Genomic DNA, 21,733 nt, shown 5'->3' with positions numbered 1-21,733 from the left:
CAAAAAGGCATTCAAATTGTTTATCAATAAACAACAGTATTGACACATTTACATACGATTAAAGAGATATTATTATATGAATTTTAACAATTATACAATCAAAGCACAAGAAGCTATACAAAAAGCTTCGGAAATTGCGATGGGTAATCAGCAACAAGCGATTGAACCCGCACATATACTGAAAGCATTGCTTACAGTGGATGAACACGTTATCGGGCATTTATTAAAGAAGCTAAATGTAAATATCAGCTATCTGGAGACGGAGGTCGATAAACAAATCACGTCTCTTCCTAAAGTAAGTGGCAGCAATGTATATCTCAGTAACACATCTTCGTCCGTTTTGCAAAAGGCGCAAAGTTATTTAAAAGAGTTCAACGACGAATTTGTTTCTATTGAGCATATTCTCCTAGGTCTTCTTTCATCAAGTGACAAGACAGCTTCCTTGTTGAAAGACCAAGGTGTAAACGAGAAAGATCTCAAACTGGCTATCAAAGAACTTCGAGGAAGCAATCGCGTTACCGACCAAAACGCAGAGGCGACATACAATGCCCTCGGCAAATATGCCCGTAATCTTAACGAGTTCGCCGAATCCGGAAAGTTGGACCCTGTTATCGGCCGTGACGAGGAGATTCGTCGTGTCATGCAGATTTTATCGCGTCGTACGAAGAACAATCCGATCTTGGTTGGTGAGCCGGGCGTGGGTAAAACTGCCATTGCCGAAGGTATAGCACACCGCATTATCAAAGGCGATGCGCCAGAGAATCTAAAATCCAAAACGGTATACTCGCTGGATATGGGGGCGCTTATCGCCGGTGCGAAATACAAAGGTGAGTTTGAAGAACGTTTGAAAGCGGTGGTAAAAGAAGTGTCGGACAGTGCCGGTGAGATTATCCTCTTCATCGATGAAATTCACACGTTGGTCGGTGCTGGCGGTGGTGAAGGCGCTATGGATGCGGCAAATATCCTAAAACCTGCTTTAGCACGTGGTGAGCTTCGAGCCATTGGCGCGACAACCTTGAACGAATATCAAAAATATTTTGAAAAAGATAAAGCTTTAGAACGTCGATTCCAGAAAGTTATGGTCGACGAGCCAGATACGCAGGATGCTATTTCTATCCTCCGTGGTTTAAAGGAGCGATATGAAACACATCATAAGGTGCGTATTTTGGATGAATCGATTATCGCGGCCGTAGAATTATCACAACGCTATATTACCGATAGATTCCTACCCGATAAGGCGATTGATTTAATAGACGAAGCTGCCTCTAAACTACGGTTGGAGATGGACTCCGTACCCGAAGCTGTTGATGAATTGGAAAGACGCATCATGCAACTGGAAATTGAACGGGAGGCGATTAAGCGCGAGAACGACGAGAAGAAAGTAAAAGAACTTTCTGAAGCCATCGCCAATCTTTCCAACGAACGGGATTCGTTAAAAGCAGCTTGGCAATCCGAGAAAGGTCTGGTCGATCAAGTCAATCAGGAAATCCAGTATATCGAAGATTATAAGCTTGAAGCAGATCAAGCAGAGCGTGCAGGCGACTATGGTAAGGTCGCAGAATTGCGGTATGGAAAAATCAAAGAAGCACAGGATAAGGTTGAAAAACTGAAAGCCGAGCTTGCGGAAAAACAGCAAGACAGCCGTATGCTCAAGGAGGAAGTTACTTCGGAGGATATTGCAGACGTCGTCTCCCGTTGGACCGGCATTCCGGTAAACAAGATGGTACAGTCTGAACGGGAGAAATTGCTTAACCTAGAGGAGGAGTTGCATAAGCGCGTTGCAGGACAAGATGAGGCCATTGAAGCGATTGCCGATGCTATCCGTCGTTCCCGAGCAGGGTTGAGCGATGCGAAGCGCCCTATCGGTTCTTTCATCTTTCTCGGTACCACCGGCGTAGGTAAAACAGAGCTGGCTAAAGCATTAGCCGAGTTTTTATTTAACGATGAACAGGCCATGGTACGGATAGATATGTCAGAATATCAAGAGCGCCATGCTGTATCCAGATTAATCGGAGCGCCTCCCGGCTACGTTGGTTACGAAGAAGGCGGTCAGTTAACGGAAGCCGTACGTCGTAGACCCTACTCTGTCGTACTGTTGGACGAGATCGAGAAAGCTCATCCAGATGTATTCAATATTTTGCTCCAGGTATTGGATGATGGACACTTGACAGACAACAAAGGTCGTGTGGTCAACTTTAAAAATACGATTATCATCATGACATCCAACACCGGATCACACATTATTCAGGAGAATTTTTCCAAATTGGATGATGGAAACCGCGATGAGGTAATTGCAAAAACGAAGGATGAAGTGTTTGACCTGCTACAAAAATCCATCAGACCGGAGTTTCTGAACCGTATTGATGAAGTGATTATGTTTACGCCGCTGAGTAGAGACGAGATCGGTGATATTGTACGTATGCAATTTCAGGGGATACAGAAGCAACTTGCCGAACAAAATATATTCTTATCCGCGAGTGACGATGCTTTGGATTGGCTAGGCCAGTTAGGTTATGATCCAGTATACGGAGCAAGACCGTTAAAACGTGTCATCCAAAAACGGGTTCTTAATGAGCTTTCTAAAGAGATTCTCTCGGGTAAGATATCTCGAGATGCTGTTATCCAGCTGGATGTATTCGACGGTAAGTTTGTGTTTATGAATAAGGAAAACGGGGGTCAATAATCCCCGTTTTTTATTCTTTAATCCGCCATACGGAAATAGCACCTAACAACATAAACACTCCTCCTAGCATAATCCCGTATATCGGCTGACTACCAAAAGCATATTTAATAATCATACCTCCGAAAAAACCACATACAATTTGTGGAAAGGTGATAAAGAAATTAAAAATCCCCATATATACGCCCATCTTCCGGGCAGGTAGACTGTCGCTTAGAATAGCATAAGGCATGGAGAGAATACTTCCCCAAGCTATACCGATCCCCAACATCGTTAACAACAAGATATTCGGCGAGGAAATAAAGAGTATGGAGATCAAGGAGATACCCCCTATTACTAATCCAAAAGCATGGACTTTCGTTCGTCCAAATCGATTCGCCAGACGCGGTAGGAAAATAGCGTATATGGCGGATATACCGTTGTATACACCAAAAAGTACACCCACCCAGTTGCCGGCTTCCGCATACAGACGATTGCGCTCTCCATCCATCTTATAAAATACATGTTCCGCAATAGCAGGCGTCATGTATACCCACATCATAAAAAGTGCAAACCAAGAGAAAAACTGTACCCAGCCAAGCTTTTTCATCGTTGGGGGCATTCGTTTAAAATCTTGAAAAATAGCACCTAAATTGTGGTTAGTTGCAGATTTAACCTCCGCTTCCGTCTCTTTCTCTCCTTCAAAGGATTCTAGTTCTTTTGGCGAATATTCCTTCGTGGTGAAAACGGTCCATAAAATCGTAGCAATCAATACGAATGCGCCAAAATAAAAAGAATAAATCACATTTTGAGGAACGATACCATCTCCCCCATCTGCAGGAATATGCAGATATTCCGCAAACACATAAGGCAGCCAGGAGCCTATCACAGCCCCCACACCTATTAAAACGGTCTGCACCGAAAATCCCAGACTTCGTTGGGCACTGGGGAGATTATCCCCTATAAGTGCGCGAAACGGCTCCATCGTCACGTTGATGGAAGCGTCCATCAGCATCAGCATGCCTGCACCGATTAATAAGGGTGGTAGTACTGCGGTAAACAGGGCTATATTAGGCATGAATACCAATGCAATTGCTGTTAAGAGGGCACCAACCAAAAAGAATGGCCGCCTACGTCCCATCTTTGTCCACGTACGGTCACTATAGTGCCCAATAATCGGTTGTACAATCATCCCTGTAATCGGCGCAGCAAGCCAAAATAAGGATAAATGCTCGACATCTGCGCCGAATGTCTGGAGAATACGGGAGGCATTGCCATTTTGCAGGGCAAACCCCATTTGGATACCCAAAAAGCCCATGCTCATATTGATAATCTGCATTACAGACAGGTTGGGTTTAACGCGTATGTTGTTCATGTGTAAACTTTAAGAGTTCAATTCAGGTTCAACCAAAAGCTGTTCTCCGTTAAATATAATACTAATTTTAGTATTTGACAGGTTTTTAATCTCAACATCGTCCTGATTCACCCGAATAAACAATTTCGCCCCTCTGTACTGCACATGAAAAGCATAGCTTTGCCAATTTTTAGGGATAAAGGTTTGGAAGTGTAATTGACCATTACGTACACGCATGCCGGCAAAACCTTCCACAATAGCAAGCCACGTACCCGCCATAGAAGTAACATGCAATCCATCCTCGGTATCGTTGTTATAATCGTCTAAGTCTAACCGTGCTGTGCGAAGATAGAATTCGTATGCCTTATCTTCTTTACCCAATTTAGCAGCGATAATAGCATGTACACAAGGTGAAAGCGAACTCTCGTGTACCGTTAACGGTTCGTAAAAATCATAATTCCGACGAATGGTGTTCTCATCAAACTCATCCTCAAAGAAATATAGGCCTTGCAACACGTCTGCTTGTTTGATATAACAAGAGCGTAATATCCTATCCCAGCTCCAATGTTGATTTAAAGGACGTACTTCTGTTGGAAGATCTGCAACCGGAATCAACTCCTTATCCAAGAAACCATCTTGCTGCAAAAATACACCTCGTTCGTTGTCTTCTGGAAAACACATATTGTCTACAATATGTTGCCATAAAGCACTTTCCTTTTCTTTAAATTGTAACCTAGACAGCAAATCATACAAACGATCCTGCTGTTGTGCTTGCTCCTGAGCGATGACGTCCAATGTATAACGTAAGCACCACGTGGCGATTCTGTTCGTATACCAGTTGTTGTTTACATTATTCTCGTATTCATTCGGTCCGGTTACACCCAACATCACATATTGCTGTTTCTGCTCGCTCCAATTGACACGTTGTGCCCAAAAACGGCTAATTCCGATCAACACTTCCAAACCGTGGGTAGCGAGATATTCGCTGTCGTCTGTATAACGGACATAGTTGTAAATAGCAAAGGCAATAGCACCGTTCCGGTGTATTTCTTCGAATGTAATTTCCCATTCATTGTGGCATTCTTCCCCATTGATAGTGACCATCGGATATAATGCCGCGCCATTGCTAAAACCCAATTTACGCGCATTTTCTATGGCTTTTTCTAAATGCTGATAACGGTAGAGCAACAGGTTACGTGCTATCCTAGGTTGCTGTGTTGCTAAGTAGAAAGGTAAACAGTATGCTTCTGTATCCCAATAAGTCACCCCACCATATTTCTCTCCAGTAAAACCTTTCGGTCCGATGTTCAGTCTGGCATCTTCACCCGTATACGTTTGGTTTAACTGAAAAATATTAAACCGGATAGCTTGTTGCGCAGCGATATCGCCCTCGATTTGTATATCACTCTCTTCCCAGATACGTGCCCAGGCGTCGGCCTGCCTTTGCAGCAATTCGTCATAACTTGTAGAAGTTATCTTTTCCAGGCTAAATTTTGCAGCCTCCGTTAGCTTATCCAAAGGATGATTGAGTGAACTGACTATCGCTATATATTTCTCCATGCGGATGGATTCTCCAGCTTTCAAACGTGTATGCAGCTCCTCGCCTACATAAAGTGTTTCCTTTCTTCTATTTCCTGATGGTTGTACTGCACCGCCAACATAAAAAACATTTCGCAAACGCGCCTCTACGCGGAATTGTGTTTTTTTGGTTTCTGTTACCAACACGAGATCATCTTGAATGTCTTCCGCAATAGGTATCCAAAAACGCTCATCGTAATTGCTGTCCCGGTTGACGACGTCACCATTTAAATAAGAGCCGACAGATACTGCTGCATCTGTATTGACGATACGTAGCGTATATTGCAAGGATGCGGTATCCGATTGAAACAGGTGATACATCCGTTTAGCTGTCACTTCCACGACAACACCATTTGGCATCTTTGCCATAAACGTACGATAGAGTACACCAGCTTTCATATCTAAACGGCGTTCGAAAGCTGAGATTTCGCATTGTGCTAAATCTAAGAGTACACCGTCGATTTGAATATCTAATCCAATCCACTGCACGGCATTGATGACTTTCGCAAAATAGTCAGGATAACCATTTTTCCACCAGCCTACTCTTGTTTTATCGGGATAATAAATGCCAGCAAGATAAGAGCCCTGCATCGTTTTTCCAGTGTATGTTTCTTCGAAATTCGCCCGTTGTCCCATCCTTCCATTGCCAATGGAAAATATACTTTCCGAAAATTCATTGTGTTCTGGTCTAAATTGATCTTCAATAATATGCCAAGGATTGTGTATGATATAATTCTTCATGTTCTCTGTTAATATTCACTTAACCGTATTTCCGACAAATTATCGACGCGTGCATCGTAGTTTGCCAATGCACGTGACGCGTCTACTGCTATTACCCGCATGCTGGCTGCTCTTGCGGCTTCAATACCTGCCTGTGCATCTTCGAGCACCACACAGGCAGTAGGTGCTGTACCTACGGACGCTGCCGCTTTCAAAAAGACTTCGGGGTCGGGTTTGGAATGAAGCACCGCATTCCCATCTATAATAGCATCAAAATAGTGCAGGATACCAGTTTTCTCTAGGATTCGAACAGCATTTTTACTCGCCGAACCTAATGCTATATTTTTTCGGGCAGTTTTTAAATAGATGAGCAGTTCCGTCGTGCCGGGAAGCACATCGCCGTCTTTCATGTTCTCCACTAATTCCAAATACCAGGTGTTTTTTAACGTTGCCAGTTGTTCTTTTTCTTCGGCCGGTACTTCCTTATTTGCCCATTTTAAGATCAGATTCAACGAATCCACACGGCTCACACCTTTTAATTGCTCATTTTCCGCTTCTGTGAAATCAAAGTCAAACTGTTTTGCCAAACGCTTCCAGGCTTGATAATGAAATACAGCGGTGTCCACCAGCACCCCATCTAAATCAAATATTATGGTGGTTGCGTCGTCTATTATTCTCCTCGCGTTCATTCGTTATTTTAGTTCAAATACTAATGTTTGTTTGCTTTTTAGCGCTATGCTTTCCGGTAAGTCTAATGATTCATCTGTTAAAATATTCCTCATCTGCCGCGACTGTCCGATGCCTTCGTCAAAACGAGCTAAGGCTACATCCTGTTGTTCATCATTACAGTTCATAACCACCATTACTTTTTGCTTTTCGTTATAACGGAAATATACATATACATCATTTTGCGGCACATAATGCAACAGTTTGCCATCCTGTAGTGCAGCGGTCTGCTTTCTGTATTGCGCCAATGTGCGTACATGGTTAAACATATCATTTTCGGATTCCGTACGCCCCTCAGCAGTAAACTTATTCACTTCATCACCCGGAAAACCACCCTTAAAATCATCCCGCACTAAGCCATCCGGTCTACTGAAGTTTTTCATTAATATTTCTGCACCATAATACATCTGTGGAATACCACGATAGGTCAATAACCAGCTAAACGCACTTTTATATTTTTCCAGATCTTCTCCTACCGTAGAAAAGAAGCGATCTTTATCGTGATTGTCCAAGAAAATCACATTCGCCAACGGATTTGGATATAAGTAATCGCCACTTAGGGTACTATACAATCTATTTGCCCCATCTTTTTCCAAGTTAAGTGCATCACCTATTGCGTATGTTAATTGGAAATCCGTTACCCCCTCCAAGTTCGTGTCCACATCTTGCCCTACCTTTTTCCCACCTAAGAAATACGCTTGGTTAGGGACAGAGCTTACCCATGTTTCCCCAAAAAAAGAGAAGTTGGGATATTCCGAGCGGATCGCATCCGTCCACTGTCCCATAAAAGCCAAATCATTGTAGGGATACGTATCGATTCGAAACCCATCAACGCCAGCCTCTTCAATCCACCAAATATGGCTTTGCGTAATATACTTCTGCATCTTTTCATTTTGGTGGTTTAGATCCGGCATCGTTCGTACAAACCATCCTTTTTCCATCAGATCCTTGTCTGCCTGCGTTCCATACGGGTCAAACATCGTCTGATCTTTATAGGTCGTCTGTGTAAACGTATCCCATTCATGTAGCCAATCAGAAGACGGACGATCGATCACCGTCCAATGATGAAGCCCCACATGGTTGGGTACCACATCGTGTACCAATTTCATATCACGCTTATGGAGTTCCTTTCCGAGCTCACGGTAAGTATCCACCGTCCCAAAACGCGGATCAATTTCATAGTTTTCTGTATTGGCATAGCCATGGTAAGAAGCCTGTGGCATATCGTTGGTCAAGACAGGTGTCATCCAAAGAGCGGTAACCCCTAAATCCTCCAGGTAATCCAAGTTGTTGATAATTCCCTGAAGATCACCACCGTGTCGGTAATACATCGAGTCCCGGTTCACCGCAGTTTCACGCAAACCTTTTACCGAATCATTACTAGGATCGCCGTTGGCAAACCGATCAGGCATGATCAAATAAATAAGATCAGCCGCATTGACACCTTGTGCCTTAACCAAGTTTTTGTCCCGATCTTTTAATACATAATCTCGGGTTAACACTTTCTTACCTTTTTTGTACAGCTCAATGGGATAAGTTCCTGCTTGCGCATTCCCCAGAATTTCGACATCCAGAAAAAGGTAATTCGAATTTTCTACCTGCTGAACCTTTTTTAACTGCATGCCGGCCTTCGGCAATTTCACTTCACAATCTCCGATATCCGAACCGTATAACACGATTTGCAGTTCCGGGTTATGCATACCAACCCACCAATGCAGGGGTTCCGCCCGTTGTATGGATTGCCCTTGTGCAAAGGCAACCCATAACATCGAGCATAATAGAGTGATCGCTATCTTGATGTTGTTCATTATTATTATTATTTATTTATATAATTACCTATTATTTCTTCACTAGGGTGTATGTCAAGTTGACGAGGTCTAAAGTAATGTCATATGTACCTGCTGCTGTTATAATGATATTATCATTATTTAACGTACCGTTCGCACCACCGTAGCTTGTACCCCAATCGTGGTTTTTCCGGAATTTCATCTCGCCAGCCGTCAGTGCTACGGTTATCTTCCACAGCTGCGTACTGTTTTCGTAACGCATATCCGTATCGTCATCCCAACTAACAGCTGCGTCGCCGACAATTCCCCAACTATGATCCTTAAAAGAAATCGTATTTTCATTGGTATTTACCGTAAGCTCCAGATTTCCCGCTCGAGGTGCCTTGATATTTCCCGACGCTGTTAATGCTATTCTTCCGGCACCATCATCACCATAAGATGCATCCCAACTGCGCGCGGGTGTCACCTTAAACTCCGAATCCGCTTCTGGAAAATAAATAATACCCGTGTAGATGCCATTACTCGTTGGCGAGATCAAACTTTCGGCCGTTTCGACCGCCCATTCGGCTCCTGGCGGGATAGCCTTTTGGTAGGCCCCCGGCACATAGAGATAGCTGATGGCTGCATAAGGTGTAACCACCAAAGGCAACGTATTGGAATAGAGAGGCGTAAACGACGTGGAGATACTAGACTTTAACCGCAGTTCCAGATCTGTCGCTACGTCTACAGGCAACTCCATAGCGAGCAACAATGCATTGAGTTCAAGCGTATTAAAACTGTAACGATCATCACCAGCTGAAAAAGCGATCTCTTTCGCACCTTCAAAATTCTGTCCTTTCAATCCAATTTGTAGCGCATTGCTAACAGCGGCATTAAATCCAAAATCAGCAGGTTCCCATTGTATTGCTAATGCTTCCTGATCCGCATTCTCTCTCGTAAGTACCACCGAAGATACCGAAGCCTGTAACGAAGCACCATTACCCGGCACCGCCACCAGTTTGGTTTCATCTTTGCTGCAGGATACACCCAGTAATCCAAAAAGTACAGCAATACATGCCATTATATTAAACGTTCTCATTATTTTCTTATTTGAATATATACTGTATTAATACCCTGTATTTTGTTCCAGATTTGGATTCGCGATTAGATCCGCCGCAGGTATAGGGAAAAGCGTGCGAAACGACTCGACAGCCCTTCCAGATGCTTGCCCGCCTTTAAAAGGCCATAGATAACTTCCACCCGTATACCGTCCATAACGAATCAAATCCGTCCGGCGGAAAGCCTCCCAATACAATTCTCTACTGCGCTCGTCCAACACCACATCTAACGAGATGGTACTCAAATTACCGGAAGCGTTGCCATAGGCACGCGCTCTGAGGAGATTAAGGTAAGCCAAGGCCTGCGTATTGCTACCGCCAGATCCGCCACGCAACACCGCTTCCGCGTATATCAAATATTGTTCAGCCAAACGGAACAATGGAAAATCAGTAGAAACGAAAGTACCGTTGATCGATTTACCATCTTGATTGGTGGACGTTTTGTTGCTGAACTTCGTCACCGCCAGTCCCTCTGTGAATACCGCCGGATCTTCAATATTCGGATTCGAACCAAAAAACATCGCCCGCGTATCGGTCTCTCCGCTTACATCGTCAAAGGTGCCGGGTAGCGTGCTGCGACTACGATTACCGCCCCATCCCCCACCCGGGATACCGAAGTTTGCCGGTGTCATAGAACCATGTACAGATGAGTTGATGATGAATGTTGTCCCACCGTTATTTTGCGTCTGTATACCATCATAGGCAATCGGAAGAATTATCTCGGGGTTATTCTGATCGTTGTCAGCCAAGAAAAGATGTTGATACTGTTCCATTAGACTATAGCCCGCATCAATAACTTTAGAAGAATAAGTCACCGCTTCGGTAGACTTCCCATTTCCCTGTCCAAGATACACTTCGGCATTTAAATATAAACGCGCTAATAACGCCCAAGCCGCCCCTTGGTCAACACGCGCGTACTCATTCTGCCGAGGAGCCGCTAATAACTCTTCGATAGCTAAAAGCTCGGTTTCCACATATGTAAAGAGGTCAGATCGCGTAATCTGATTAGGTGGCGTAACACCTATTTCATTCTCTTCCGTTATAAAAGGAGGATTACCAAACAGATCCATAAGCACCCAATATTGATAAGCACGTAGAAATCTAGCCTCTGCACGATATTGCGCAATAGCTGTCGCTTCATCTCCCGTAATGCCTCTCCCTGCCAGCTTTTCGTCTGTGCTTTCACGTAAAAACTCGTTAATCACCGTGATATGGTAAATACTTCTTGTATAAAGCCCTCGGAGCATAATATTGCTCGAATTCCAAGTCTGGTAATTGAGATCAGCTACCCCCGGGTCGCCTATCCATGCACAAATACCTTCATCCGTGGTCAGTTCCTGTGCATTCCAGTAAAGACGCAAAAAATCAGATGTTCCCGCATCAATTCCCCCTAGATCACTATCCCCTGGGCCTGTTCCACTGGTCAGAGCAAAGCTACCATACACCTTTGCTAAAGCATTTTTATATCCCTCCGGCGAGCCGTAAGCCACATCCGCCGTAATATCATTTGTGGGCGCCAAATCTAGATTCTGACTACAACCTGTCAAGATTAGCGCTACACTTATCCCTAAAAATATAGTACGTTTCATTTTTCTTCAGTTAACGGTTAAAAATCTAAGTTTACACCTAATACATACGTTCTCGGTCTTGGATAAAAACGGTTATCGATACCGCCGTCTATTTCCGGATCCACCCCTTTATACTTACTTACCGTAAATACATTTTGCATATTTGCAGATAAGGTCAGTCGGCCGCTACCATTTCGGAAAATATTTCCAGCAGCATAGCTTACCGAAAGGTTATCCATTTTTAAGAATGATGCGTTGTGAATATAGAAGTCACTGTTGTATTGCTTTTGCTCGAATTGCGCTCCCAGAAAGCTTGTCGGTGCATTATTTATCGGTCCGTTCGGATCCAGCACATTATAACGGCTTGCAAAATTAGAAGACACATTATCATACACATAATTTCCAATGTTAGAGCGTAATACCGTGTTCAACGTCCACTTCTTATAATTCAGTTGCGCCGTAAAGCCCAACATATACACCGGAAGCGGCGATTTATAGAAATAGCGGTCATTATCGTTGATGATGCCATCACCGTTCATATCTTCATAGATTCCTTCCAGTGGGCTACCATCTTCGGCATACACTTGTTTATAGACACGATAGCTGTAGGGCACATGGTTCACCACATGGGCTTGTATGTTATTCCCCGTACTACCCGATATCCCTCCCTGCTCGACGAGATAATTTGGATCGTCCACAGCCGTTAGGTTGGTTACCTTACTGTGGTTATACGTAAAATTAAAACCTAAATCCAAGTTGAGATCATCTTTGCGGATGGCTGCACCATTTAAACTAAACTCGACACCCTTGTTCTCCATATTGCCGACATTCGTCAAGAGTAGGTTGCTGAAGTTTGTTCCCACAGGAATAGGTATCGTACTTAATAAGTCTTTGGTCTTTTTGAAATATACATCCACACTACCCGATAGGCGTCCGTTTAGGAAGCCATAGTCGATACCACCGTTGTATGTTGCCGTACTTTCCCACCGTATGTTTTTATCGTAGGCTACCGGTGTGTACATATTATAAAATTGGTTACCAAATTGATACAACGACTCGTTCATGCTACGAACATAGTTCGGTAGATAAGCATAGTTTGCGATACCATCCTGCTGACCGGTCACACCGTAGCTTAAGCGCAATTTCAAGTCAGAAACTGTATTGTTGTCTTTTAAGAAGCTTTCTTCCTTGATGCGCCAAGTAGCACCCACGGAAGGAAATACCCCCCATCGGTTTTCTTCACTAAAACGCGAAGACCCATCCGTACGCAACGTACCCGAAAAAATATACTTGTCAGAATACGTATAAATTAAGCGACCATAATAAGAGATAAGTCGGCTATGCGGAATGTCAAAAGGAAAGATCGGTGTACTCAATACCGTGCCATCAGCACTTGTACGGTCAAAATTGTACTCCTTCGACCTATTATCGTAATAACCATAACCAGCAGTAGCGTTAATATTACTCTGAATAGCGGTTAAGTCCTTCGTATAGTTTAAATAAAATTCACCTACTGTATTTGTAATTTCTTTTTTATAGCGGCTAACTTCTCCCCTCGTATTAATATTTGAAGCTGCATATTCAGGAATAAATACACCGCCCTGCCCTCTGGACACATCGTATCCGAGATTCAAATTGGCATGCAACTCGGGAAGAAAGGGCAATGCATAATCGAATTGAATGTTACCAAAACTTCTAGCCACCTCGCCGTTATCATCTTTCAGATCAATCAGTGCCACCGGATTTCGTGGAGCATTCGGGTTTGGATCGTCACGCTCGTCTTCTTCATTATATTGCGTCCATTCATAATAATTACCGAACCGGTTTTCGGTATGTACAGGTTTAGTTGGATCAAATTGTATTGCTGCTCCAATGGCATCTTGATTGCCAAATTGCGACTTGGAAAGCGACCCTTTCAGATTGATATCAATTTGCAGGCTATTATCAAAAAGCTTAGGTGCAAAATTAATTCCCGCTGTGGTGCGTTTCATATGATCGCGCTTTAATATACCCTGTTGGTTAAGATAACCTAACGATACACGATACGGTAGATTGGGCTGAATAGCTCCCGCTACGCTCAGATTGTTATCCGATGCAAACGCTCCACGATAGATTTCATCCTGCCAATCTGTATTTGCTTCCCCCAGTGATGCACGCTGAGCATCATTTCCATTCGCATGGACATATTCCCGGATTTGATCGGCCGAGAGTAAATCTACCTTTCTCCCAACCTGTGCCAACGAATTTTGCGAGCTAAAATTGAAAGATGGTTTACCACTGGTCCCTTTCTTTGTTGTAATCAAGATAACCCCATTTGATGCACGCGAACCGTAAATAGCCGTTGCGTTAGCATCCTTTAACACCGTGAATGTTTCAATATCATTTGGGTTAATCAGACTCAACGGATTTCCGACGCCCGAAATTTCCCCTGTCGATAAAGGAACACCATCGACAACAATTAAAGGATCATTACTCGCATTTAGCGATGCGCCCGCACGAATCCGGACGGTAGCCCCGCCACCGGGCTGACCACCACTCGTGGTAATCTGCACACCCGCAGCCTTACCTGCGATAAGTTGCTCTGGCGAGGTAATCAAACCTTTCTGAAAGTCTTTTGAAGATACCGTTGTTACCGCCCCTGTTAAATCTCCTTTCCTTTGGGTACCGTAACCAATGACCACGACTTCATCAAGGCTACTGGATACAGATGTTAACGTAAAATTCAACGTATTATCCCCTGCTGTCAGATTTATACTTTGCTCAGCTTGATCATATCCAATCATGTATACGCCCACTTTGTAGGAACCAGGCGAAACATTACTAAAAGAATACGCTCCATTTGGGCCTGTAGACGTGGCATCTTGTTGTCCAATGAGCTGAACTGTTGCTCCCACTACACCATTGCCCTCGTTATCCAGCACCCGACCTTGTAGTCGTGACGTCTGTGCGAAAGTAAGTGTACTAAGCAACATCAGAAAACCAATGGCCATTACCCTGCGTAATGTAAATTTGTTCATCATGTGATTAGTTTATTTATTGTTTATTGTTCAGTTTATTTATGCTTAATATGTAATATTGTCCTGCTGTCAATGTAATCGAACTCGTCGTACGCCAATCGCGTGTTGTCTCTGCCAAGTTATCATACCAGTTATGCTGTAAACTTGTCGGAATAGTAAAATCATGTGCAATCACATCAAAGTTTCCGATAACAAGTACTTCCTGCCCGGCTTCTTTCAGCACATAGTATTTCACGGCTCCGGCTACTTGATGATTGATAGTTGCATTCCTAAAAATAGGGTTCTGCTGTTTCCAACGAATTAGCTTGGCATAATGCGCAAAAAGGCTATAGCGTTTCTGGTTCTTTAAATAATCCCATTTTAACGGCTTTTCACCTGTTCTACCATTTTCATCGATGGAGATATCGTATCCCAGTTCTCCGAACTGCCAGATCATTTTTGGACCGGGCGCACAAAGGAGAAATGCCGCCGCCTGCTTCATACGCTCTAATGCTGTCGTCAGCTCTTTCGTTGAATAATTGCCATTTGTGTTGCCATACTGCAAGTTTTTATACATCAACCGTTCTTCATCGTGCGATTCCATATACGACACGAATTGTGGTTTCTCGAAGCCATGTGCATCGGCGAAAAGGCGGTTAAGATCAGAGTTATCATTCCAACCCATGGTGGCTTCATTGAATGCATGGTTTAGATTATTCCATAAGAACATGCCTTCGCTTGCCAATTCACGCTCCTCGCTGTCTTCCGCGAAATGTTCTAAAATGACATAGAAGTCTTGATCCCGTTCACGGATAAAATTGTTGTAGTTTTTCCATATCGCGATACGGCTTGCATCGTGAGCAGACCATTGCTGTACAGCGCGATCGCCTTCGTCTGTGCCGGAATTTTTCTGTGTGAACCCTTTGGAAAGGTCAAAACGGAAGCCATCTACCCTAAACTCTTCCATCCAGAATGCGATAACATCTTTGGTAAATTGCTGTGTATGGGGGCTTTCATGATTGAAATCGTAACCAACATTATAGGGATGGGTAGGTGTGATATTAAACCAAGGATTGGTTGATAGCGAACCCGATTGCTGATACAAACGCACCATAGGCGATTGTCCGAAGGCATGGTTCAGGACCATATCAAGTATGACCGCAATTCCCTCCTGGTGACATGCATCAATAAATGCTTTTAGCTCATTTGTCGTACCGTAATATTTGTCCAATGCAAAATGAAAAGACGGATTATAGCCCCAACTAGAATTTCCTTCAAATTCCTGTACAGGCATCAGCTCAACCGCGTTTACACCCAATCGTTTAAGGTAGGATATCGAATCCCGTAACGTTTTATAATTACGTTGGTCCAGAAAATCCCTTACATGCAGTTCGTATATCACCAAATCGAATATATCAGGACGGTTGAACGTGCCGGTATTCCAACTATATGCCGTGTTGGTTAATAATAATACAGAAACAATACCACCTGTTGCACCTTGCGGGTAGCTGGGTAAATGTGGGTCGGATGCTACTTCTCCATCATGATTGGGATCTAATACTAATCGAGCATAGGGGTCGGCAATCTTCAGTTGTCCATCAATCAAAAACTGATAGGTGTAAGGCTTTTGGAAATCCAGATTCTTTAACGTAATCCACCAAGTGTTACCGTCTGGTGTACATTTCATGGCATAATCTTGCGTGGCTTGAAAGTCATTGAAATTTCCTAATAAGAACGCAGAGGATTTATCCGAAGCGGTAAGTGCGAAAGACACTTCTTGCTTATCGCGATCGATTGTTACGCCATTTTTATTTATGCCTACAGGCAGATCAGCTATCTCCACTCCACCTTCCACAAACACGTTCAGGTCCTTAACAGCATGCTGTCCATTGGCTTCCACACGCGCTTGTATATGTTGTTGCCCTATACCACTCAGTTTTAAATTGTGTTGAAGCACATTCCCTTCGCTGGTCGCGACTTGTTTACCATTTATGAAAAGTGCTAATGTCCCCGATTGCGATGCTTGTAAATGAATCGGGAGCTCCTCCTCCACTGCATATGATTTCTTTTCCGATTGCAGGACAAAAGTCGGCTGTACAGTGGGCGCTTTAAAGATTACATCCGGTTTTTGCTTTGATGAAACAGACCAGTACATATCGGATCCATCAGTATTACGCAACACTTTACTCCCATCTGCATTCCGTACCAAAAAAGCAATATGAGTTACATCATTTGCTTGAGTACGCTTAAAAAAGCTTTCGGGGTGAAGCGTGATACTATATCTGCCATCCGCTTCCCGTGTTAGTTTATAACGATCAAGATTCTGATCCCATGCTGTTGCTACTTCTTTCCATTCCTTTTCTGATGTACTACCGGTCAATAACAAACCGGCATGTAGATATAGGTCTTCAGAATGGTTAAGAAGTTCGTTGTTGCCTTTTGCCAGATCAAAAGTAAGCGTGGTCGTTTCGTCCCAATATAGAAAATCACTGGACAAAGCCACTAAACCTTGCTCCGCGTCTTCCCCGATGGGGTCTACATCTGGTTTCACCTCCTTTTTACAGGCGATGAGCCAAAATACCATAACTAGCAGATATCCTAATTTTTTGTTCGTTTTCATTTACAAAACGGTTAGCCAAAACCTATTGGGAATGTTCCCGAAAAAGCACTGTTTAACTTTTATTATGGAAGAACAAAGATTACTATGAAAAGCTTATTCTTGTGATCCCTCGATAATTGATAGCGTTCCGGGAATGTTCCCGAAACATATCAAAGGTAAAATGTTTCGGGAATATTCCAAAGTAAAAAAATATTTTTTTTCAGAAAAATTAAATTTTCCGGCTGGAATCTTGAAAAATAAGGCTGGATTGCAGTAACGTCGTCTGCTGTTGACGCAATTCCAATGGTTTATGTAACGTCTGGAAAAGAAAGTTGGCTGCTTCTTTTCCCATCGCAAAGGCGGGTTGCTTCACGACACTGAGGGAAGGATTCAATAGATCTGCTATATCCAAACAGGAAAAACATATCAATTTTAGATCTTCCGGAATCTGAATGCCTTCTTCCTGAGCAACCCGGATTGTAGATATAGCTAACCTTTCTACTGAAGCAAAAATCCCGTCCGGTTTATGTTGTTGGATAAGCGTCTTGATGGCGGCCCTGTTTTTTATTTCGTCGTTTTCTGTGTCTAGTACCAATTTTTCCTGGAACGGTATACCGCTATCTTCCAACGCTTTTTTATAACCGTCCATCCGAATCTTACCAATAGACACCTTCTGGTTAATAACGAGATAAGCGATGTTTTTACATCCGCTATCAATGAGGTGCTGTGTGGCGAGCCGACTGGATTCAAAATCATTGCCTGTGACGAAGTGACTGTGAAAGTCGTCATAACTCCTATCGAAGAATACAATAGGTATATCATGGTCCACCAATGTTTGCAGATGGCTATGATCTTTCCCCTCTCCCGAGGCAGAAATCAGCACGCCATCTACGCGGCCATTTACCAGCGAACGTACAATAGATGCTTCATTCTGTACGTTGTTATCCGTTACGTATATTAAAGTATGGTATTTTTTCGAACGGGCAACCAGTTCAATACCTTTTATGGCCTGACTAAAAAACTTGTTTCCAAATTCGGGGATAATAATAGCAATGGTCTGGCTACGGTTTCCCCGTAAACTACTCGCATACAAATTTGGAGAAAAACCCAGTTCTTCTGCTTTTGCCAGAATACGCTCTTTTGTTTTCGGACTAATATCGCTACTATCCCGAAATGCCCGGGATACTGTAGATTTAGACAGCCCTAACGTCTCTGCTAAATCAACTATCGTTATCTGTGACATATCTTTATTCTCATTTCAAAGATAGTAATAATTCGCTGTTCGCTACCGGATCCCTATGGAAAGGGCAATCACTAGTCTTATCTAAAAAAAACAATATCCAATAAATAGCATGCCGCAAATATCACAGAAGCGACACCGTTGGTCGTCATAAATGCTCTATTTACACGACTTAGATCCGCAGGGCTAACAATACGATGTTGGTATATCAATAAAAAGCCGTAAAACGCGACACCCAAGTAATAAAACCATCCTACAGGCATATAGAACGCCGGAAGTAACACGAATACAAAAGAGATCACGTGCAGGAATTCCGAAATACGTAACGCTCTTTTTGCTCCAAAATAGGCAGGGATAGAGCGTAAACCATTTGCTTTATCAAATTCTTCGTCTTGCAAGGCATAGATAATATCAAATCCGCCAGACCAACACATCACGGCGATACCATAGAATATCGGCACGATATCGAACTGGTTTGTCACGACCAAATAGGCCCCTATAGGCGATAGCCCCAGCCCTATACCCAATACAATATGGCATAACGGTGTGAACCGCTTTGTATAACTGTAAAACAGTACGACAAATAACGCTATGGGTGATAGATAGAAACACAGTGTATTGATAAAATAGGTTGCCGCTATAAAAATCAGGCAATTGACGATGGTGAACATCAGCGCGCTGTTGGCCGAAATTTTCCCTGCTGGAATATCGCGCATAGCCGTCCGGGGATTTTTGGCATCAATATCACGATCTAAAAAACGATTAAATGCCATAGCTGCATTCCGTGCCGTTACCATACATACTAGCATCAACAAGAGTTTTTTCCAATCGAAACTGTTTTCTGTGGTTTGTATAGCCAGAAAGAAACCGATAATAGCAAAAGGCAATGCGAAGATGCTGTGTGCAAACAGCACGAGAGACATGTACTTCTTCATGGTATTACTACTGCTCAACAACAGGCAAAACAAAATTTTTATTAATGTCGTCTATCATAGCCAAAATCTCTTCCATTCCTTGCCTTTTTTCGGCAGAAGTCAGAAAAAGAGGCGGTATTTCTTCAAACCATGCTAAGAGCGATTTTCTGAATTTAGCTATATTTTGATCAGATTTCACCGCGGATTGCTTGTCTGCTTTTGTAAACACCAGCAAAAACGGCAGACCTTTTTCTCCTAGCCAGCGGCAAAATTCCAAATCTATCTTCTGCGGTTCAAGTCGGCTATCGATAAGCACAAAAATACACTGCAGATTTTCACGTTGCGTTAGATATCTTCGAATAAAGCGCTCCCATTCTGCACGGTTCTTTTTGGATGTCTGTGCAAACCCGTAGCCTGGAAGGTCGACAAGGTACCACTCCTTATTGATTATAAAATGATTGATAAGTTGTGTCTTACCCGGTCTTTGCGATGTCTTTGCCAACCCTTTTTTGTTCACCATCGAATTGATTAATGATGATTTCCCTACATTCGAGCGACCGATGAAGGCATATTCCGGCAATGTTGGCTCCGGAAGCTTCCGCACATCGGTATTGCTAGTGATAAATTCTGCAGTTTTTACAAGCATAGAACAAAGGTACTATTTTTTCCCATTTGTCTAATGTTGGCAAACATTATCCATTCCTGAATCATTAGGTACTCATTTTTAAATCGGAGGCTTCATCTGTTACAGCGCTTTCAAAACTTCTGTAAGCTTCTTTTTGCTGCTTCAGAGGCAATGATAAGACCTCCTGCCAACATAATGATATCTTTTAGGACTAGTCTTCCCGCTCCTGATAAATATGGGAATCCATAGTGCGGTGTTGGAAAATCTCCACCAAGATCAGGTACATAAACTTCAGGTGTTGTGATGAGGAACGAAAGTGTAACCACGGACATTCCAACGGTTAAAAGACCGCCCCAGAAACCGATTTTCGGAAACCAAATACCCAATAGTACGAGGATTCCGATAGTAACAATAACCAATCCCAATCCAAAAGAAAAAATATAGGTGCCATTTTGCTGATGCCAATCCACATTTTTTTGAATTGTTTTGCCTTCTGGATTTTTATGAAGCGTATATTCTGCGACCTCTTTACCTTGCTCATTTACTGCTTTGTTACCAGTATTATGATAAAAGAAATTCATAAAAGGACTGTTGATAACAAACGGCACTATGCCATCCGCTTCGTATGGAAAGGCTTTCAATCCGCCAATCCATGCCATCACTATAAATATAGCAATCCGTATTAAATCAATAAATTTATTTTGAAAACTGTCAAATAGTCTAAGAATTTTTTCCATTTCTAATCTTTTTTGAATGCTATCAAAGTTACAATAGACAATCTTGCTTAAAAATGGACAAATGTGGATATTACATAGATTTTTTGGCTACTACCGATATGCCTACTTCATCGCGAAAAATCCTCGGAGAGACGCCCACCTCTTTTTTAAAATATCTACTGAAATAAAACTCATCTTCAAAGCCTAATTCCGCGGAAATCTCTTTGATACTTTTATACGTAAGATGAAGTAGCCTTTTTGCCTCTAGTATTAAACGCTCCCGGATAAGTTTTGAAGGTACTTTCCCATAGTGTTTCTTTACTTTTTTGCTAAATGCATTTACGGATAGACCATATTGGTCTGCATAGAAAGACACTGATTTTGATGAAGCAAAATCGGTGTCAAGCATCGACTTGAAATTTAGAATGTCTGGTTTTTCAATAGCTATTTCAACGTGTGTATTTTCAATCTGCTTCTCCTTACTACACAGCGCAAGTATAAGCTGAAGGTATGATCTGACTATAGACAAATCGTAATTCAATATAGCATCTCCAAACGCTTCTATCTTATCAAAAAGCCCCATGATTTCATCAAAAAAATCATTATTAATAGCGATGAAAGGCTTATCATATATGTTATTAAATAATATGCCATTGCACGAAACTTCTGCTTTATGATACTCAATACAATAAAAATCACCGTGAAACCGCAGAAAACGAATCCTTTTCAAATTTCCAGATTCCCACTTTAATAGTTGGTACGGGGATAAAAAAAGAATATGCTTTCCGTGGATATCATAATTATTAAAATCTACAGAAAGAGAAGCTCCACCATCCACCAAAACAATGAAATAATAGGGTTGATTGAGTTTCGGAATAGAATCAGAAGCATTAAAGCCGGATATTTTGATAAAAGAATCCAAAGCGGGAATATTGTTTTATTTGTATTTTACTATAAATCTAAGTAGTACTTCCATAAATGTCAAATTTAGTTGCTGGTATTACCAACTAAATTCAATAAAATAGTGGACGATAGTGGAGAACAATTTAATATCGATTTAATGTTCAAAATGATTAAATTTGGCCGCAATATCCTTTGCGGCCGAAAAATGGGCCCGAAATAGCTGTGATAAACGGCTACCTAATAAATAATTG

14 protein-coding genes are annotated in these 21,733 nt (G+C 42.4%); 1 reads left to right on the top strand and 13 read right to left on the bottom strand.

Annotation, left to right across the window (positions count from 1 at the left end):
- Positions 1–76 precede the first annotated feature (76 nt).
- Positions 77–2,683, top strand: coding sequence for an ATP-dependent chaperone ClpB (clpB, locus tag FXV77_RS17525; RefSeq protein ID WP_148920539.1), 2,607 nt, complete (start codon positions 77–79; stop codon positions 2,681–2,683).
- Positions 2,684–2,693: 10 nt separating this feature from the next.
- Here clpB and FXV77_RS17520 read toward each other — a convergent pair whose 3' ends face one another.
- The 13 genes from FXV77_RS17520 to FXV77_RS17460 form a co-directional block, all read right to left on the bottom strand.
- Positions 2,694–4,034: an MFS transporter gene (locus FXV77_RS17520; RefSeq protein WP_148920538.1), complete on the bottom strand. Its 1,341-nt coding sequence runs from the start codon at positions 4,032–4,034 to the stop codon at positions 2,694–2,696.
- A gap of 9 nt (positions 4,035–4,043) precedes the next feature.
- A complete protein-coding gene (locus tag FXV77_RS17515) occupies positions 4,044–6,332 on the bottom strand; it encodes a family 65 glycosyl hydrolase domain-containing protein (protein ID WP_148920537.1) in 2,289 nt (762 codons plus the stop codon).
- 8 nt (positions 6,333–6,340) lie between these two features.
- On the bottom strand, positions 6,341–7,000 hold the full coding sequence (gene pgmB, locus FXV77_RS17510; protein WP_148920536.1) for a beta-phosphoglucomutase: 660 nt from the start codon (positions 6,998–7,000) through the stop codon (positions 6,341–6,343).
- Between the two features lie 3 nt (positions 7,001–7,003).
- Positions 7,004–8,845: a glycoside hydrolase family 13 protein gene (locus FXV77_RS17505; RefSeq protein ID WP_187444173.1), complete on the bottom strand. Its 1,842-nt coding sequence runs from the start codon at positions 8,843–8,845 to the stop codon at positions 7,004–7,006.
- Positions 8,846–8,876: 31 nt separating this feature from the next.
- Positions 8,877–9,902 (bottom strand): SusE domain-containing protein, encoded by a 1,026-nt coding sequence (locus FXV77_RS17500; protein ID WP_148920535.1) that lies wholly within the window; start codon positions 9,900–9,902, stop codon positions 8,877–8,879.
- 27 nt (positions 9,903–9,929) lie between these two features.
- On the bottom strand, positions 9,930–11,510 hold the full coding sequence (locus FXV77_RS17495; protein WP_148920534.1) for a RagB/SusD family nutrient uptake outer membrane protein: 1,581 nt from the start codon (positions 11,508–11,510) through the stop codon (positions 9,930–9,932).
- Between the two features lie 17 nt (positions 11,511–11,527).
- Positions 11,528–14,509: a SusC/RagA family TonB-linked outer membrane protein gene (locus FXV77_RS17490; RefSeq protein ID WP_246162510.1), complete on the bottom strand. Its 2,982-nt coding sequence runs from the start codon at positions 14,507–14,509 to the stop codon at positions 11,528–11,530.
- Between the two features lie 13 nt (positions 14,510–14,522).
- Positions 14,523–17,105, bottom strand: coding sequence for a DUF4961 domain-containing protein (locus tag FXV77_RS17485; RefSeq protein ID WP_148920533.1), 2,583 nt, complete (start codon positions 17,103–17,105; stop codon positions 14,523–14,525).
- Between the two features lie 208 nt (positions 17,106–17,313).
- Entirely contained in the window at positions 17,314–18,327 is a 1,014-nt protein-coding gene (locus tag FXV77_RS17480; protein WP_148920532.1) for a LacI family DNA-binding transcriptional regulator, read from the bottom strand.
- Between the two features lie 77 nt (positions 18,328–18,404).
- Positions 18,405–19,259 carry a 4-hydroxybenzoate octaprenyltransferase gene (locus tag FXV77_RS17475; protein ID WP_148920531.1) on the bottom strand — a complete coding sequence of 285 codons (855 nt, stop codon included), beginning with the start codon at positions 19,257–19,259 and terminating at the stop codon, positions 18,405–18,407.
- A 7-nt stretch (positions 19,260–19,266) separates the two neighbouring features.
- Entirely contained in the window at positions 19,267–19,884 is a 618-nt protein-coding gene (yihA, locus tag FXV77_RS17470) for a ribosome biogenesis GTP-binding protein YihA/YsxC (RefSeq protein ID WP_148920530.1), read from the bottom strand.
- A 110-nt stretch (positions 19,885–19,994) separates the two neighbouring features.
- Positions 19,995–20,600, bottom strand: a complete 606-nt coding sequence (locus FXV77_RS17465) for a DUF417 family protein (RefSeq protein ID WP_148920529.1) — start codon at positions 20,598–20,600, stop codon at positions 19,995–19,997.
- 70 nt (positions 20,601–20,670) lie between these two features.
- Positions 20,671–21,501, bottom strand: a complete 831-nt coding sequence (locus FXV77_RS17460; RefSeq protein ID WP_148920528.1) for a helix-turn-helix domain-containing protein — start codon at positions 21,499–21,501, stop codon at positions 20,671–20,673.
- Positions 21,502–21,733: the final 232 nt, after the last annotated feature.

The sequence above is a fragment of the Sphingobacterium phlebotomi genome, from assembly GCF_008180195.1.
Classification (GTDB): domain Bacteria; phylum Bacteroidota; class Bacteroidia; order Sphingobacteriales; family Sphingobacteriaceae; genus Sphingobacterium; species Sphingobacterium phlebotomi.
This window is presented reverse-complemented; position numbering and strand designations above follow the sequence as displayed.

Coding starts and splice junctions, on each gene's coding strand:
- clpB (WP_148920539.1), top strand. CDS start 77: ATGAATTTTAACAATTATACAATCAAAGCACAAGAAGCTATACAAAAA.
- FXV77_RS17465 (WP_148920529.1), bottom strand. CDS start 20,600: ATGGAAAAAATTCTTAGACTATTTGACAGTTTTCAAAATAAATTTATT.
- FXV77_RS17480 (WP_148920532.1), bottom strand. CDS start 18,327: ATGTCACAGATAACGATAGTTGATTTAGCAGAGACGTTAGGGCTGTCT.
- FXV77_RS17515 (WP_148920537.1), bottom strand. CDS start 6,332: ATGAAGAATTATATCATACACAATCCTTGGCATATTATTGAAGATCAA.
- FXV77_RS17490 (WP_246162510.1), bottom strand. CDS start 14,509: ATGATGAACAAATTTACATTACGCAGGGTAATGGCCATTGGTTTTCTG.
- FXV77_RS17505 (WP_187444173.1), bottom strand. CDS start 8,845: ATGAACAACATCAAGATAGCGATCACTCTATTATGCTCGATGTTATGG.
- FXV77_RS17495 (WP_148920534.1), bottom strand. CDS start 11,510: ATGAAACGTACTATATTTTTAGGGATAAGTGTAGCGCTAATCTTGACA.
- FXV77_RS17520 (WP_148920538.1), bottom strand. CDS start 4,034: ATGAACAACATACGCGTTAAACCCAACCTGTCTGTAATGCAGATTATC.
- FXV77_RS17485 (WP_148920533.1), bottom strand. CDS start 17,105: ATGAAAACGAACAAAAAATTAGGATATCTGCTAGTTATGGTATTTTGG.
- pgmB (WP_148920536.1), bottom strand. CDS start 7,000: ATGAACGCGAGGAGAATAATAGACGACGCAACCACCATAATATTTGAT.
- yihA (WP_148920530.1), bottom strand. CDS start 19,884: ATGCTTGTAAAAACTGCAGAATTTATCACTAGCAATACCGATGTGCGG.
- FXV77_RS17475 (WP_148920531.1), bottom strand. CDS start 19,259: ATGAAGAAGTACATGTCTCTCGTGCTGTTTGCACACAGCATCTTCGCA.
- FXV77_RS17500 (WP_148920535.1), bottom strand. CDS start 9,902: ATGAGAACGTTTAATATAATGGCATGTATTGCTGTACTTTTTGGATTA.